Raw genomic sequence first — 13,827 nt, forward strand, 5'->3', positions numbered from 1 at the left:
AACCAATGGCATTTTTTTTGGTCTTCTTATTTTCCTGGAATGTCTTTGCTGGAGAGCCGGATAACTTTTCCGCCCGCCGTGATAAAAACGCGGTGGTAGCCAATGCGGAAATCAACCGCGTTGTGAATGCTCTTTTGGTGATGGCGCTTGATAACTACAACTACAGCAGCAAATCCTGTGATCGCAAAAGATTTTTGAAATATCTGGAAGACGATCTGGATCGCAACCTTCCGCAAATCACCAAAGCGTTGTATTTCAATGTGCCGCAGGCGGGGCCGAAAGTTCACACCGAGGTCCCTTATGGATCAGGCAAGCCGTACACGCAGCTTTATTTTTCTCAAAGCGCCAAAGTACAGGTGAAGGATGCCACCTTCATTGTCGGATTTGACAAGATCGACCACTTCTTTTCTCACGGTTCCATGTATTGGGACATGGTCGGACAGGATCCTAAGCTTCCGGCTGACAAAGTGAAAAAGGCGCTGGAAGTTGGGATCATGCAGGAAAATGCGACGTGGGGGCTGCAGCGACCCGGTGTGAAATCCTATGCCGATCTGATGGCCAACTATAAAGGCCTTTATTTCTGGCGTGATCTGTTTGATGGAGCTCCCCCCTTGATCGTGTGCAAAGACGGAAAGTTTGTGCAAAACCGCGAATTTGATCTGGCCAATTACTTTGAACCGGCCATGGATGAAACCATCAATTGCAGCAGCTTCGCCACCCAGGAAATTCATGACCGGATCACCGCGGTCACAAAAAAATGGAATATGAATTGTCCGGTGGATGCAAATGCCTGCGAGACGGCCAAAAAAGTCCATGCGGACAAAGCCGCCTTGCTGCTGCATCCGAAGTGTCGTGGCACGGGAAATTCCCAAATTGAAAAAGCCTCTCCGATGACCACCAAAGATGTGATCGACACCGCGCAAGCCGCAATGTCCGGCGGCGGGGACTATCTGCTGTTTAAGCTTTTTGGTGAAAAGAAAAAGAAAGGGGCGCAATAATGATTTATCTGCTGTTGCTGTCCCTGGCCTGGTCGGCAGGTGAAAAGGTCGATGTGTCGGAAGCCCGTAAAACCTGGAAGACCTTCCGTGCTTGCGAAAACCAAAAGGCCAAAGAGGCTGATCTTTTACGCTGTGCCAATGCCGAACTTTCGGAAAAGCTTATTCCGGCGGTGAAGGCTCAGATGATTCGGTTTCTGGATCAGGGCATTTCTTTTTCAGATTTGCGTGAGTGCGAAGAAAACGCGCCGGTTCAACCCATGAAACCTGTCTCAGGCGAAACGGATTTCTGCATGCAGCTGACCGGACTAAAAAAACAATCCCACGGCTATGTCGTTTTCGTCAAAGAAAACGGAGCCGCCAAAATCCAAACCATAAAGTTCAAATTTTAAAGCCTTGAATTGATCTTTTCGATCAGCGTTTTGTTGGCATCTTGAACTGAAGGCGTTTCTTGATGCCAGCGGGACAGAATATCGTCGCGCAAAAGGTTATAGACTTTTACAAGATATTCGCGCTTTTCTGCTGAAGAATATCTCTTGATCCAATGGCCTGCAAACAGACTGCTGCGAACTGGTGAAAGCATGTAATGCGGGGTGGAGTCATTCCAGTGCTGGTGGGCATGCCCAACGGTGAAATCGCGGGCTTCAGCCATATAGATATCTTTGTTAGAGCCGCTGGGAAATTCCACAGCCTTACGCATGGCTTGAGGATCTTCTGCATAAAGCACGGCCACCACATCGGCGAAGAGCTCGTGATAGGGAGCAAGTAAATTCAAAATACGGTTTTGTTCCGCTGAAAATTCACCGGCTTCAAAGTAGGCTTGCGCCAACTGGCGTTCAATGTCCTGTTTCTTTTTCAGTAAGCGTTCTTGGTGGGACTGAGTGGGTGCTGCAATGATGCGCTTTTCAATCAAGCCCCGTTGATTCGCAAGGAAGTAGACTTTTTGGTTTGCGATCATGGACGAGGCAATGCCTTCGCGGATGGCTTTGAATTCAGGAATGTCGCAAGTCAGCCAGTCCGTTAAGATGACGTGACCATATTCGTGGGCAAATGTTGTTAGATTGCCCTGTTCAGTACGCAGATGTTTTTCTTTGTGGTTTGAGCTTTCAATGTAAAGAAACTCTGCGGCTGAAAGTACTTTCACACCATCATAGGAAGCCCCGCTGGCAGAATGCTTTAAGGACAGCATGATTTTCTCAGAGACGGGAGCCCAATCAGAAATCGAATCGACAACATCGGCCAGCTTTTGCGCGAATCCGCAAGATGAGACAGATAAATCATTACCGTCTTGCCATAAATTCACTGAGGAAAAGGAAGAGATCTCGGGGCACTGATTCGCCATAAAGTCCGACTCAACACTTTGCGCCTGTACCTGTATAGACACTAGACAGGTCAGGAAAGGGATAAGGAATTTAAGAGCCGATGAACCCATATATAACCTCTGTATAAACAGAGATACAATTGGTATGCCACAGACTTATCTTGGATTTTGCGTAAAGGCCGAGTGAACGCGTGCCACAAAGAGCGAGGCTGGGATGTCTTGGACCCGGCGGACAGCTACCAGTCACGCAGCGACCTCCGTGGGCGCCACGATGGCGCGCACCCGCGCGAAAGCGCGGGCCACGGCAGAGCCCGGACGGCGTGTCGCGAAGTGGATGGAAGCAGGCCGACGGGGCCAAGGCGGCCCGGCCGTCGTACTAGAAGATAACGCTGTCGGGAAGTCCCAGACGGGCGGCGATGATTCGCACGATTTCGCTGGCGGTTTCTTCCAACGCACGTTCTGTGACGTTGAAGACCGGCCAGCGGCGGTTCACCTTAAAGATCTTTTCAGCGTATTCGATTTCCTTGGCGATATGAGACATCGAAGCATAGGACCCACCCGGATCCTGACCGAATTTTTCCAAACGGCTTTTGCGGATACGCTGCAGGGAATCCATATCGATAATCAAGCCCACAATGCGGCGTTGATCGATCTTGAACAATTCTTCCGGCAGGGGAGTATCCAATACCAGCGGGACGTTTGCGACCTTCCAGCCCTTGTGGGACAGGAAGATGGAAAGCGGCGTCTTGCTGGTGCGGGAAATCCCCACCAAAACGATGTCCGCCTTGTCCAGTTCGGCAAAGGTTTTACCGTCATCGTGTTTCACGGTGTATTCGATGGCTTCAATGCGTTTGAAGTATCTTTCATCGACCGCACGCAAAGCACCCACAGTGTCTTCGGAATGCTGACCAAAGAAAGTGTCCAAGGTGGAAAGCAGCGGGCCCAGAAGGTCAAAGTACGGAATGCCTTTGCCGGAAGCCATTTCGCGGATCTTGGCGCGCAGGCCCTGACTGGCAACGGTGTAGGCCAGCATGCCTCGGCGCTCGAAGCATTCTTCGATAACGGCTTCGGCCTGAGTATCGGTGCGCACGTTTTTACAGCGGATGATATTGACGTCTTTGGTGGTGTATTGAACCAAAGCCGCACGAATCATCGTCGCAGCGGTTTCGCCGGTACTGTCGGAAAGAATATAGATGGTGTAGGTTTTGTTGTCGCCGTCCATCAGTCAGCAAGTCCATTGATCAGCGCGCGGCGCACGTTTTCGACATGTTCTTTCAGCCACAGGTCCGCCATGCCCGAGAAAAGAATAAAGGCAAAGTCAGGGCTGGCTTTGATCAAAAGGCAGGACGTTTTGTTTTCCGGATCCAGATGTTGCAGCTGCAGCTTTTCCAGCATCGGTTGGGATGCGGTGGTCATCACTGACAGAAGATTCATCGGCGGAATTTTAACAAAGGACTTGGAGTTGTTTTTCAAAAGGTGAGTCGCACCTTTATGGAAGTAAGCTTGTGCTTTCCACTGACCGTCGTGGTTTTCCAGCATGACGCCGGCATCAAACAACAAAGCCAGGCGCGAGAACACCACAATCGCACGATCAATATGATCTTCCGGCAGCCCTAAAGAAAGGCCGCGCACCAAAGACAGATCGCGGGAAGGTTCAAAGTGCGCATGGCGCTCTGACGCTTCCACCTTGGCTTCAAAATCATTATCCAGAACAGACTCAAGTCGTTTCTGAAGGTTTGTGATTGTTGACACCAAAGACTGCGAAAATTTCTCCATGAACGCTCCCACTAAGATGCTCCGCCAAATGATGATGTTGGTGCTGGCGGTTTATTTAATTGTGGTGAGAAACGTTTGTTTAATCAAGGACGACTGTGAATTCCTGAACCGGGTGGTGGGTCTGCCAGGCAATCTGCAGGTTCCCGGTACTTTGTCCAGGTGGCATGAAAATACGCAAGGTGGGTTCGTTCAGATTCTTCCAGATGCGGAAGATCTCGGCGGTCCACTGGGTAAGGTCGTCGTTCCAGGGAAGAATCACAACCCATTTGTTTGGCAGAAGTTTGTCCGAGGCGATCATCAGCGGCTTGTCAGACACCGCAGGCACCGCGGGTTTATTCAGCTCGGTCTGTTCCAGCACGCTGCCCAAGAAGTCAGGCAGTGTCGGGGACTGGTGGCGCGAGGATTTGCACACCTGAAAGTTCAGGTACCAATCCAGCTTCGCGGTCCACGGCGACTTTTCCAGATCAGGCACAATCCACAGGTCGGAACCCGGGTTGAGAGCGCTGGCCTGGGAAAGTACGCTAAGAGCCATTAGTGAGCCTTGCCGACTTGATCTAGAAGTCCGTTAACGAAGCTGCCAGAATCGGAAGTTCCGTATTTTTTGGCGATTTCCACCGCCTCATTGATGGCGATGTTTTCTTTGATTGGGTCTGCCGCAAAACGCATTTCGTAAACGGCAATGCGCAGGATGTTGCGGTCGATGGTCGCCATGCGTTCCACTTTCCAGTGGGCGCTGGAGGCTTGAATCTTGGAATCAATCGCTTCTTTGTTGGATTTCACACCGGTCACGATAAGATCAGCATAAGTGATCACTTCGGGGTCAAGACTCTGCTCAAACACTTCTAGGAATGTTTGGTAGCTGATCTGCGGAGCAAACTCAGTTTGAAAGAGGACCTGGAGGGCGAGTTCGCGGGCTTGGCGTCTTGCTGTCAGTTTCATGGTTCGTACTTTTCTCGCTTTCAACAAATGTCATAGCGGTGAGGCTTAATTGTGGATTACTTGCGTCGACAAAATCAAGAAGTTCGGCGTCTTCCAGAGTCTCCACAAATTCCTGAACGTCTTTGAAGGTTCTGTATACACTTGCAAAGCGAATATAGGCAACGTCATCCAGTTGTTTTAGTTCAGCCATGACCTTTTTCCCGATCAGACGGGAAGAGATCTCGGATTCACCACGATTGATCACCCAGGCAGAGATCTTTTCAACCACCGCATCGATCTGCGCCAGGCTGACCGGACGCTTCTGACAGGAGGCTTGAAGACCTTTCAGGATTTTTTCTTTGCTGAACGGTTCGCGGCGGCCGTCTTTTTTGATGATGAACGGGAACGCGAGCATGATCGTTTCTACAGTCGAGAAACGGGCTTTGCACTCGAGGCATTCACGACGGCGGCGGATGCTTCCGTCCTTCTGCACTCGGGTATCCAAAACTCTGTCATCAGCATGTCCGCAAAAAGGGCATTTCATAGTCTTTAGTCCCGTCCAAAAAGCTAGCCGGAGATTAGGGAGGCGCCTGTCTTGAGTCAATGGGTCTAGTGTTGATGACTTCGCGTGTCAACGACTTCCTCGCCAGAGGGAAAACTGAATAGAATAGAAGCCAGAATTGAGGTGCGTGTGAAGACTTTTCTATCGTTGATTTTGCCCTTGTTTTTAAGCTCCATTGCCACAGCCCAAGACTCCCAGCCCGTGGTCGGCCGTGACGCTGCTGCGAAGTACTTCCAACCGCGTGATACGGCTTCATCTTCTTCGTTCAATACCGGCGGCGGTCCGTCGGATCATTATCTGGCTTTGCACTTTGGCCGTTACATGGCTTCACAATCCTATGACTGGGGTAAGAACGGCCAAGAGGACGACGTGGGTAAAAATCAATTCGGGGTCACTTACCGAGTGGGCGAGTGGTACAACTCCATGGATTTGCTGCTAAGAATGGATTATTCCGAATTCGACGTGGGCGGTGAAACGCCGAACAAGCTTTCGTTTGTTCCGATGATCACCTTCCCGGATGCGACCTCACGTTTCCCTCTGTATTTTGGAGCCGGTGCCGGATTGGGTGTGTTCTTTAAACAGGCCTCTGGAAAATCTGCACTGTCCCTGGATTACCAGCTGATCGCCGGCGCTCGATTCTTCAATATCTTTGAAAACACTGGATTCTTCATTGAAGCTGGTTTAAAAAACCACCTTCTTATTCTGTCCTCGGGGCAGTTCAACGGAACCTTTTTGGCCACTGGCCTGGTGTTTACATTTTGAAAATTCACAAGCATCTCGTATCTGAAATCGTTACCGCTCTGGATGAAATCTTTGAACAGGGTTTCTATGCTGACAAAGTCATCCAGCGCCATCTGAAGGCCAACTCCCGCTGGGGTTCCCGCGACCGCCGTTTCTTTGCTGAATCTGTTTACGAAATCGTGCGCTGGGAGCGCCTGCTGTCCCACCTTGCGGATGACAATGATCTTTGGAAAGTCTGGGGCGCCTACTGGGTGCGCGGCGGGAACGAACTTCCGGACTGGGAAGAGCTTGACGGTCTTGACCCGAAAGAAGTCATCGCCCGTGAAAAGAATGTTTCATCGTTCGCCATTGCGCAAAGTATTCCGGACTGGATGCACGAACGTGGCACCCTGGAATTGGGCGAAGAGTGGAAGGATGCGATGCGCGCGTTGAACAAACCCGCGGAAGTGTTCCTGCGCACCAACACTTTGAAAACCACGCCGGATGAGCTGATCAAAACTTTGGAAAAAGACGGCATCAACGCCACGAAAGTTTCTCCGGATCTGCCGAACGCTCTGCGCTTGGTGGAGCGTAAAAACGTCTTCATCACCGAATCTTTCAAGCAGGGTCTGTTCGAAGTGCAGGATGCCGCTTCCCAGATGGTGGCGCCGTTGCTTGGAATTGAGCCCGGTCATCGCGTGATCGACGCGTGTGCGGGGGCCGGTGGCAAGAGTTTGCACATGGCTTCCATGATGAAGAACAAGGGCAAGATCATCTCCCTGGATATTCATGATTGGAAATTGAAAGAGCTGAAAGTCCGTGCCCGCCGGGATGGTGTGGACGTGATCGAAACACGTTTGATTGATTCCAACAAAGTGATCAAGCGCTTGTACGACACTGCGGACCGCGTGTTGCTGGACGTGCCTTGTTCGGGAATGGGCGTTTTGCGCCGCAATCCTGACACCAAATGGAAACTGAGCAACGAAGAGATCGACCGTCTGCATGGTTTGCAGTACGAGATCTTGAGCACCTATTGCAACATGACCAAAAAAGGCGGGCAGATGGTCTATGCGACCTGCAGCCTTTTGCCGAGTGAAAACGAAAAGCAGATTGAAAAATTCATGGCTGAACACGGGAAGGACTGGACTTTGCTCAAGCAAATTCACGTTCGTCCGGATAAAGAGGGCTATGATGGCTTCTATGCAGCTTTGCTGAAGCGAAATTAAGAGTCTGCAACTGGACCCCGACTGGCCTCGGGGTCCTAAGCAAACGAGCCGATAAAGATCCTGTGAAGAGACTTTTGGTGGCCGCCTTATTGATGTTTTCTGTGAATGCCCATGCCGGTTTTTTGCTGGAACTGGGTGGCACCTATATGTCCGACAATCTGACCACCGACGAAACCAGAACCTCCGCCAAGTACTTTTACAATCTCGGTCTGTTGTTCAGCCTGAAAAAACGCATTTGGGGCGGTTGGAACTATTCTGGAATTTCTCACACCGACAAAGACGATGCGACGATCGACTTCACTGCCAGTGACACCGGCCCTTACGTGAAGTGGCAGTTCGGCCGTCATGAACTCTACAGCCTGAGCATGGCTTACAACATTCTCAGCACTGCCACCTTTGCCAACGGCACGGACCGCGAAAAGTGGACGGGCACCAGCATGTGGTTTCAGTTCGGGGTCATGCCCGAGTTCAAAGAGGGCTTCCATATTGGGGCGTCTTTGAACTACTACCTGGCAAATTATACAAAGAAGACCGTGGACGGGACTGAAACCAGCACCTCCAACTCTAAATCCTGGATTTTCCCAATGCTTACGCTCACCAAAGAGTGGTGACGCCTTGCGAAAGGTTAAATAGTCAGCATCGGGGCTTTTTCATTTGAAAGCTCGTATTTGCCTTGATATGACCCCTGCCAACGAAACAAGGGGGTCCAAATGATTCGTTCTATTATCGCTGCTGCGTTGACACTGGGTATGGCGTCATCCGCATTCGCTACAGACAAAGCTTACTTCGAAATCAAGAGAGTTATCGTTCGCGACGTAACTGCTCAATATCCACAGATGGAAACGTATGCCAAAGGTGCAAACGGTCTTTCTCAGGATTGCAACTCTCAGCGCCCATTGCGCGTGAAATTCACAGGCGAGTCCGCTATCGCTAACGACGTGAATCCATTGAATGCTATTGAGTTGATCGTGGATCAAATCATCAACATCGGTAAAAAAATCTTCGCAGTTATCAACGCGGGTAAATCTGTTGTTAACGTGAAATTGGACACTGCAAACGCTCTTCCTGCTGGTTTGACTTGCTGGTCTGACCTTGCTGGTTGGAACATTCCTCAGTCCAAAGTTTACAACGTAACTTATGAAAACGGCTTCGGTATGTCTGTTGTCGATTTCTCTTACCGCGTGACTTACACTGCGGGTGGTTCAGCTGATGGCGTTGGTAAATACATCACTAACGCGACCTTCATGCCAGCGAACCTGTCTGTTGCATGGGGCTTCAACTTCGACGCTAACGCGATCATCCCGTCTGTGTTCAACACAGGCTCCAAGCGTGATCCTGTAGCTGGTATGCAAATGAACATGGAGTGGAAAGTGACTTCTCCAATGGCTCACGAGCAAGCTACTGAGTCTTACTTCGTAAGCGGCGAAAACAAGCTGATCGAACTAGAGTAGTTTAAATAAAAAAAGGCCCGGCAAAACCGGGCCTTTTGTCTTCTCTAGAAGAAGATCTTAAGTCCTGACCTGATCCCTGTGCGATCGGTGACTGTGTCATCGGCAGCAGCAGGGATTTTTGTTTTCTGGCTCTCCTTGTACCAGTTTCCGAAGATCCGCACGGCTTTAAAGTCTATAAAAAGCCCGGCTTCGGTGCGATTGCCTTCGACATCTCCCAATTCATCCGTGGAGGTGGGAAGGAAATAGCGGTATTTCCCGTCAATTCCAAAGTACTTGGTCAAATAAACCTGCAGCGACACCTGTCCAAACTGCTGCGACAGCCTCTGGTCGGCCTCACGCGTGCGCAGCCCGTAGTGCAGGGTCAAAGAGGTGTTCTGGATCGAATTTCCCAGGACGCGGATGTTCAGCATACCAGTCAGGTCGTTGAACTCCTCTTCGCTGTTGTTTTCATATTCCGCGGTCAGGCCCACGAACTGGGCATAGGCCGACAGCTCGCCCATGAACGACACATGAGAATCGCTCACGGCCGTGTTGTCGGGGTCCTCGGTTTTGAATGAATTGTAAGAGCCCCCGAGTGAAAACTCGTAGGGTGATGGTGAATTCACTGACAGCCACATATCCATCATGCGGTTGCGGTTTTTCATTTCGAGCCATTCCGACAGGGACCAGCGGCTGCCTTCGCGGGCAGTGGCTCGTTTGGTGAAATCAATACCGCTGCCCCAGCGACTGCCGCTCTGGGCGTGAGACAAGCTCGCGGTCAAAATAATGCACAGTAGAAGTAGAGATGAAAATCTGGACATACCCCCATTTTCTCGCTTTATTACCATAAGGTCCAAAAATTCTCTTATCGAGACCGTTGTATGTCTCAAAGAAGGATGCGTCTGTGGTTCATGATTTCGATCCATTTGCTTTAAGGATTTCCGGAGATTTCGGAATTCGTTGGTACGGCCTGTCTTACATGATGGGTTTCATTTGCGCCTATATCCTGATCACTTGGTTGGCTAAAAGGCAACGTGCCGGTCTGTCTGTCCAAATGGTCGGCGATTTTATTACTTATGCGGCCATCGGTACTTTGGTGGGCGGTCGTCTGGGTTACGTGCTTTTCTATGGCCCGGATTTGTTCCTGAAATTCAAATCTGAGTTCCCTTACTGGGGCGTGCTTGCTGTCAACGAAGGCGGAATGGCCAGCCACGGGGGCATTATCGGGATCGTGATCGCGTGCTTGCTGTATGCGCGCAAGTATTCTGTGAACTCTTTGTACCTGCTGGATCTGGTGGCGGTGACGGGCCCGATCGGGGTGTTCTTTGGTCGTATTGCCAACTTCATCAATGGTGAGCTTGTCGGACGTCCCTGTGACCCGACCTACCCATTGGCAGTGAAGTTCCCGCAAGACATCGTTTCCTGGCCGGGCCAGGAGGCTGCGAAACTGACGGAACTTGTTCCGGTGGTGGAAAAAGTCGGCGTGGGTCGTGAACAGTGGCTGGAGCTTGTTGATAAGTTCCGCTTCGACATGGCAGCCCGTGAACAGCTGTATGCAACTTTGAACAAAGTGATTGAATCCATCCAAGACGGCAACACCGCAGCCAAAGAGGCGATCGCGCCATTGTTGACCCCGCGCTATCCATCCCAGCTGTTCGCCGCTTTCGGTGAAGGTCTGCTGATCTTTATGTTCTTGTTCTTCCTATGGAGAAAACCACGCAAGCCGGGCTTTATCGCGGCTTGTTTCGTGCTGATCTATGCGGTGGTTCGTGTTGTTGATGAACACTTCCGCATGCCAGATGCACACATCGGCTTCCAGGCTTTGGGTCTGACTCGTGGTCAGTGGCTGAGCCTTGCTATGTTTGTTGTCGGGTTGATCCTGATGGTTGTATGGACTCGCGCTGCTTCCTTGAAAATCCCGGGATGGCAGAGAGGGCACTCCATTAAGCTAAACCGTAAATAGATCGCGCCGGTACGCACGGGGGACTGGCTGGGGGCTTTGCAGCCTCCACGCTCGGACAGTCCTCGCGCTCTGGTTGCCTTGTGATAGCCACCTCATGGGTGGCTTTTTTGTTTTCTGATTACTGATGCCGCGCTTTCTTGGCGCTGCGGAACTCGGTTGGAGGCTGCAAAACCCCCAACCATTCCCCCTCATACCGCCTTATCTAAAAGGTACCTGCTTACTTTTGCAGAAGCCCTGCGTTGGCGGAAAAGGTACCTGCTTACTTTTTCCGAAGCGGTGCGTTTATTTTGTAGGGGTACAGGACGGCTTGCATGTTGAGGGTGGGGTGGCTGAACTCCAAATTTTTTGTTACTGATTTTTTCAAATAAGCGGTAGCCTTTTTCCAACAGGAGAAATCATCATGATCATCAGACTTGCTCTGTCCATGTTGTTGTTGGGTTGTCTTTCGCTGGGATCGGCTACGGCTTGGGCTTTGGATTTTGACAAAGATACCGGGATGTCGCGAGAGGTTCTGGTGGAGTCTTTGAAAAAGAACACCCGCTTGAATCAAGAGCAGATCGATCAGCTGGTTGTTACTTTGCAAAATCAGTTCAATGTGCAACCGGGGGATAAAATTCCTATCAAGGGTTATTTGTATGCCCACGGTATGAATGTCGGTCTGTTTGTGGATCACGATGTGTGGGCTTTTGATGCGGCTTTCCTGGTGCCGGGCACAGATGAAGTGGTGCGTGTTCCAGGTTTGTATCTTTGTGATTTCAAAAATGGCGGCTTGAAGTTTGAGGTCGCCTACAAGTGGATGTTCAGCTTCATCCCAAGTGGAGTGTCATTGAGCGAACTTAACGGCGCGGTCTATGGTCGTGGAGTCGGGGTGGTGGCCGAAGCTTTTCTGGGCCTTGAGGGCTCTTGGTTGCCTGCGCAAAATCGGGTGAATGATCTGTTTCACGTCGCGGTGAAACTGGGCTTTGGCGGTGGGATGGTGTTCCCGAAAATGGAATTCAAGCTGCGTAATATCCAATAGGCGCTTCTGTTCTGAAAATCTGGTCTTGAAACAAAAAACCCGCTCTTTCGAAGCGGGTTTTTTGTTTTTAAATCACATCTGAAAAATCAGATCGAAAACGGGTAGGTCTGAAGTTCCGCACGGGTGATTTCTTTTTGCTCCCCGGTGGTGAAATTCTTCACTGTCACTGTTTTATTAGTCACTTCGTTGCCACCCAAAATCAGAGCATAGTGTGCGCCCAGTTTGTTGGCTTTTTGCATCTTCTTGCCCATTTTACCGGACAGGAAGTTTTCAGTCTTAAAGCCGCGAACGCGCATTTCGTGAGCGACTTTGACGCTTTCGTCCTCGCCTTGTTCGTCAGCACCCACCACGGCAATGATCACTTCTTTTTTGGTTGCCAGCTCTTTCGGAGTCAGGTCGGCCAAGCGGTCAATGCCGGCAGCCCAGCCCACGCCCGGAGTTTTTGGTCCACCCATGGTTTCAATCAGGCCATCATAACGACCGCCCGCAAGCACAGTGCCTTGCGCGCCCAGTTTGGTGGTCGTGAATTCGAAGACCGTGTGGCAATAATAATCAAGTCCACGAACCAGATGATCATTAATCTTGTAAGGGATTCCCAGCTTTTCGATGCCCGCGATGACCTTCTTGAAGAAGTCCTGGGAAGTCTGATTCAAGGATTGTTCAAGTTTTGGTGCGTTGGCATTCAGCTTTTTGTCGCCTTCGTCTTTGGAATCCAGAATACGCAGCGGATTTTTCTCCAGACGCATTTTGCTGTCTTCAGAAAGCTGATCCTTATGGGCTGTGAAGTAATTCACCAAAGTATCGCGGTAAGCCGCACGGCTTTCCGCGTCGCCCAGTGTGTTGATTTCCAAAGTGCAGTCGTCAGAGATGCCGATTTTTTTCAGCAGATCCCACGCCAAAGAGATCGTTTCCACGTCGGCCAAAGGGGACTCATAACCTAAACACTCTGCGCCCAATTGGTAAAATTGGCGATATCGTCCTTTTTGTGGTCGCTCATAACGAAACATCGGGCCGGAATAATAGAACTTCAGTGGAAGATTCTGCATCATGCCTTCTGAAATAAAAGCACGAGCCACACCCGCAGTGCCCTCGGGTCTGAGCGTCAGACTTTCGCCTCCACGATCTGTAAAATCATAAGTCTCTTTATTCACAACGTCGGAAGTTTCACCCAAAGTGCGGTGAAAAACGTCAGAAAACTCGAAAATAGGGGTTTCGATCTCTCCGTATCCGTACAAAAGTGCCTTTTCATAGGCTGATTCTTCGACAAAACGGAAAAGAATGCTGTCTTCAGGAAGCAGGTCTCGAGTGCCGCGGACGCGTTGAATTTTATTGCTCATGGAATTGGCCCTTTTTTGACTACAAAACATCGTTATATCAGAGGCACGGGCGGTGCGCAAAGCTATTGCTTTTAAAGAGGGGAGCGTCTTTAATGGAATTATGAAGAAGTGGGTATTAGCAGGAGCGTTCATTCTGGTGGCTGTTACAGCTGCCGTCATCTATCAGTTCGCCGGATCCGGTGGCGCCGCATTGAATGGTGTCGAGGTCGACTGGCGATTGTTGGGTGAGATGGACTATGTGACTGGCAACTCGTCTTCAGAGCTGAAAGCGCTGGACGGGAAGACTGTCAAGATTCCGGGCTTCATGGTGCCCCTTGAAGACGATCAGCGCGAAGTGGTGGAGTTCCTTTTGGTGCCAAGCCCGCAGGCTTGCATCCACGTTCCACCGCCGCCGCCGAATCAAATGGTGTACGTTAAGATGAAACGCGGAACTGATGCGGCGGTAGGGCCGATCTGGGTCCACGGAACTTTGAATCTAGTGACTAAGAAGTCTATGTACGGGGATGCCTCGTTCGAATTGATCGGAGAGGCGATCGAACCTTACAAATAACTTTCAAGGAG

General features: G+C 50.5%; 17 protein-coding genes. 9 read left to right on the forward strand and 8 right to left on the reverse strand.

The window, feature by feature from the left end:
* Window positions 1–5 precede the first annotated feature (5 nt).
* On the forward strand, window positions 6–998 hold the full coding sequence (locus BD_RS05005; protein WP_011163616.1) for a hypothetical protein: 993 nt from the start codon (window positions 6–8) through the stop codon (window positions 996–998).
* The gene (locus BD_RS05010; RefSeq protein WP_011163617.1) at window positions 998–1,387 is read left to right on the forward strand and encodes a hypothetical protein; all 390 of its coding nucleotides are present in this window, start codon (window positions 998–1,000) and stop codon (window positions 1,385–1,387) included. The genes BD_RS05005 and BD_RS05010 overlap by 1 nt, the downstream gene beginning before the upstream one ends.
* Here the strand turns inward: BD_RS05010 and BD_RS05015 are convergent.
* The 6 genes from BD_RS05015 to nrdR all read right to left on the reverse strand — a co-directional run bounded on the left by BD_RS05015 (window position 1,384) and on the right by nrdR (window position 5,554).
* Window positions 1,384–2,427, reverse strand: a complete 1,044-nt coding sequence (locus tag BD_RS05015; protein WP_011163618.1) for a hypothetical protein — start codon at window positions 2,425–2,427, stop codon at window positions 1,384–1,386. The two genes, BD_RS05010 and BD_RS05015, sit on opposite strands and share 4 nt — an antisense overlap.
* Before the next feature lie 265 nt (window positions 2,428–2,692).
* On the reverse strand, window positions 2,693–3,538 hold the full coding sequence (locus BD_RS05020) for a pyruvate, water dikinase regulatory protein (RefSeq protein ID WP_011163619.1): 846 nt from the start codon (window positions 3,536–3,538) through the stop codon (window positions 2,693–2,695).
* Window positions 3,538–4,092, reverse strand: coding sequence for a GTP cyclohydrolase (locus tag BD_RS05025; RefSeq protein WP_226987933.1), 555 nt, complete (start codon window positions 4,090–4,092; stop codon window positions 3,538–3,540). Before BD_RS05025 ends, BD_RS05020 begins: the two co-directional genes overlap by 1 nt.
* 79 nt (window positions 4,093–4,171) lie before the next feature.
* The gene (locus BD_RS05030; RefSeq protein ID WP_011163621.1) at window positions 4,172–4,624 is read right to left on the reverse strand and encodes a hypothetical protein; all 453 of its coding nucleotides are present in this window, start codon (window positions 4,622–4,624) and stop codon (window positions 4,172–4,174) included.
* On the reverse strand, window positions 4,624–5,031 hold the full coding sequence (gene nusB, locus BD_RS05035) for a transcription antitermination factor NusB (protein ID WP_011163622.1): 408 nt from the start codon (window positions 5,029–5,031) through the stop codon (window positions 4,624–4,626). The genes BD_RS05030 and nusB overlap by 1 nt, the downstream gene beginning before the upstream one ends.
* Window positions 4,970–5,554, reverse strand: coding sequence for a transcriptional regulator NrdR (gene nrdR / locus BD_RS05040; protein ID WP_011163623.1), 585 nt, complete (start codon window positions 5,552–5,554; stop codon window positions 4,970–4,972). The genes nusB and nrdR overlap by 62 nt, the downstream gene beginning before the upstream one ends.
* A gap of 147 nt (window positions 5,555–5,701) precedes the next feature.
* On the opposite strand from nrdR, the gene BD_RS05045 reads away from it, so the two are divergent.
* From BD_RS05045 to BD_RS05060, 4 genes are all read left to right on the forward strand, one after another.
* Window positions 5,702–6,334, forward strand: a complete 633-nt coding sequence (locus BD_RS05045) for a hypothetical protein (RefSeq protein WP_226987934.1) — start codon at window positions 5,702–5,704, stop codon at window positions 6,332–6,334.
* Window positions 6,331–7,518 (forward strand): RsmB/NOP family class I SAM-dependent RNA methyltransferase, encoded by a 1,188-nt coding sequence (locus tag BD_RS05050; RefSeq protein ID WP_011163625.1) that lies wholly within the window; start codon window positions 6,331–6,333, stop codon window positions 7,516–7,518. Before BD_RS05045 ends, BD_RS05050 begins: the two co-directional genes overlap by 4 nt.
* Before the next feature lie 62 nt (window positions 7,519–7,580).
* The gene (locus BD_RS05055; RefSeq protein WP_011163626.1) at window positions 7,581–8,129 is read left to right on the forward strand and encodes a hypothetical protein; all 549 of its coding nucleotides are present in this window, start codon (window positions 7,581–7,583) and stop codon (window positions 8,127–8,129) included.
* A gap of 99 nt (window positions 8,130–8,228) precedes the next feature.
* Window positions 8,229–8,969 carry a hypothetical protein gene (locus BD_RS05060; protein ID WP_011163627.1) on the forward strand — a complete coding sequence of 247 codons (741 nt, stop codon included), beginning with the start codon at window positions 8,229–8,231 and terminating at the stop codon, window positions 8,967–8,969.
* Window positions 8,970–9,013: 44 nt separating this feature from the next.
* On the opposite strand, the gene BD_RS05065 is transcribed toward BD_RS05060, so the two are convergent.
* A complete protein-coding gene (locus tag BD_RS05065; protein ID WP_226987935.1) occupies window positions 9,014–9,769 on the reverse strand; it encodes a hypothetical protein in 756 nt (251 codons plus the stop codon).
* A gap of 83 nt (window positions 9,770–9,852) precedes the next feature.
* On the opposite strand from BD_RS05065, the gene lgt reads away from it, so the two are divergent.
* Window positions 9,853–10,911, forward strand: coding sequence for a prolipoprotein diacylglyceryl transferase (lgt, locus tag BD_RS05070; RefSeq protein WP_011163629.1), 1,059 nt, complete (start codon window positions 9,853–9,855; stop codon window positions 10,909–10,911).
* Between the two features lie 400 nt (window positions 10,912–11,311).
* Entirely contained in the window at window positions 11,312–11,929 is a 618-nt protein-coding gene (locus tag BD_RS05075; protein ID WP_011163630.1) for a hypothetical protein, read from the forward strand.
* 86 nt (window positions 11,930–12,015) lie between these two features.
* On the opposite strand, the gene hisS is transcribed toward BD_RS05075, so the two are convergent.
* Window positions 12,016–13,266 (reverse strand): histidine--tRNA ligase, encoded by a 1,251-nt coding sequence (hisS, locus tag BD_RS05080; protein WP_041583482.1) that lies wholly within the window; start codon window positions 13,264–13,266, stop codon window positions 12,016–12,018.
* A gap of 100 nt (window positions 13,267–13,366) precedes the next feature.
* Between hisS and BD_RS05085 the strand changes: the two genes are divergently transcribed.
* Window positions 13,367–13,816 (forward strand): DUF3299 domain-containing protein, encoded by a 450-nt coding sequence (locus BD_RS05085; protein ID WP_231839283.1) that lies wholly within the window; start codon window positions 13,367–13,369, stop codon window positions 13,814–13,816.
* Window positions 13,817–13,827: the final 11 nt, after the last annotated feature.

It is taken from the genome of Bdellovibrio bacteriovorus HD100 (assembly GCF_000196175.1).
Lineage (GTDB): Bacteria > Bdellovibrionota > Bdellovibrionia > Bdellovibrionales > Bdellovibrionaceae > Bdellovibrio > Bdellovibrio bacteriovorus.

Excerpts from the sequence above, each read along its gene's own strand:
- BD_RS05005 (WP_011163616.1), top strand. The coding sequence starts at position 6 with ATGGCATTTTTTTTGGTCTTCTTATTTTCCTGGAATGTCTTTGCTGGA.
- BD_RS05010 (WP_011163617.1), top strand. The coding sequence starts at position 998 with ATGATTTATCTGCTGTTGCTGTCCCTGGCCTGGTCGGCAGGTGAAAAG.
- BD_RS05015 (WP_011163618.1), bottom strand. The coding sequence starts at position 2,427 with ATGGGTTCATCGGCTCTTAAATTCCTTATCCCTTTCCTGACCTGTCTA.
- BD_RS05020 (WP_011163619.1), bottom strand. The coding sequence starts at position 3,538 with ATGGACGGCGACAACAAAACCTACACCATCTATATTCTTTCCGACAGT.
- BD_RS05025 (WP_226987933.1), bottom strand. The coding sequence starts at position 4,092 with ATGGAGAAATTTTCGCAGTCTTTGGTGTCAACAATCACAAACCTTCAG.
- BD_RS05030 (WP_011163621.1), bottom strand. The coding sequence starts at position 4,624 with ATGGCTCTTAGCGTACTTTCCCAGGCCAGCGCTCTCAACCCGGGTTCC.
- nusB (WP_011163622.1), bottom strand. The coding sequence starts at position 5,031 with ATGAAACTGACAGCAAGACGCCAAGCCCGCGAACTCGCCCTCCAGGTC.
- nrdR (WP_011163623.1), bottom strand. The coding sequence starts at position 5,554 with ATGAAATGCCCTTTTTGCGGACATGCTGATGACAGAGTTTTGGATACC.
- BD_RS05060 (WP_011163627.1), top strand. The coding sequence starts at position 8,229 with ATGATTCGTTCTATTATCGCTGCTGCGTTGACACTGGGTATGGCGTCA.
- BD_RS05065 (WP_226987935.1), bottom strand. The coding sequence starts at position 9,769 with ATGTCCAGATTTTCATCTCTACTTCTACTGTGCATTATTTTGACCGCG.
- BD_RS05075 (WP_011163630.1), top strand. The coding sequence starts at position 11,312 with ATGATCATCAGACTTGCTCTGTCCATGTTGTTGTTGGGTTGTCTTTCG.
- hisS (WP_041583482.1), bottom strand. The coding sequence starts at position 13,266 with ATGAGCAATAAAATTCAACGCGTCCGCGGCACTCGAGACCTGCTTCCT.
- BD_RS05085 (WP_231839283.1), top strand. The coding sequence starts at position 13,367 with ATGAAGAAGTGGGTATTAGCAGGAGCGTTCATTCTGGTGGCTGTTACA.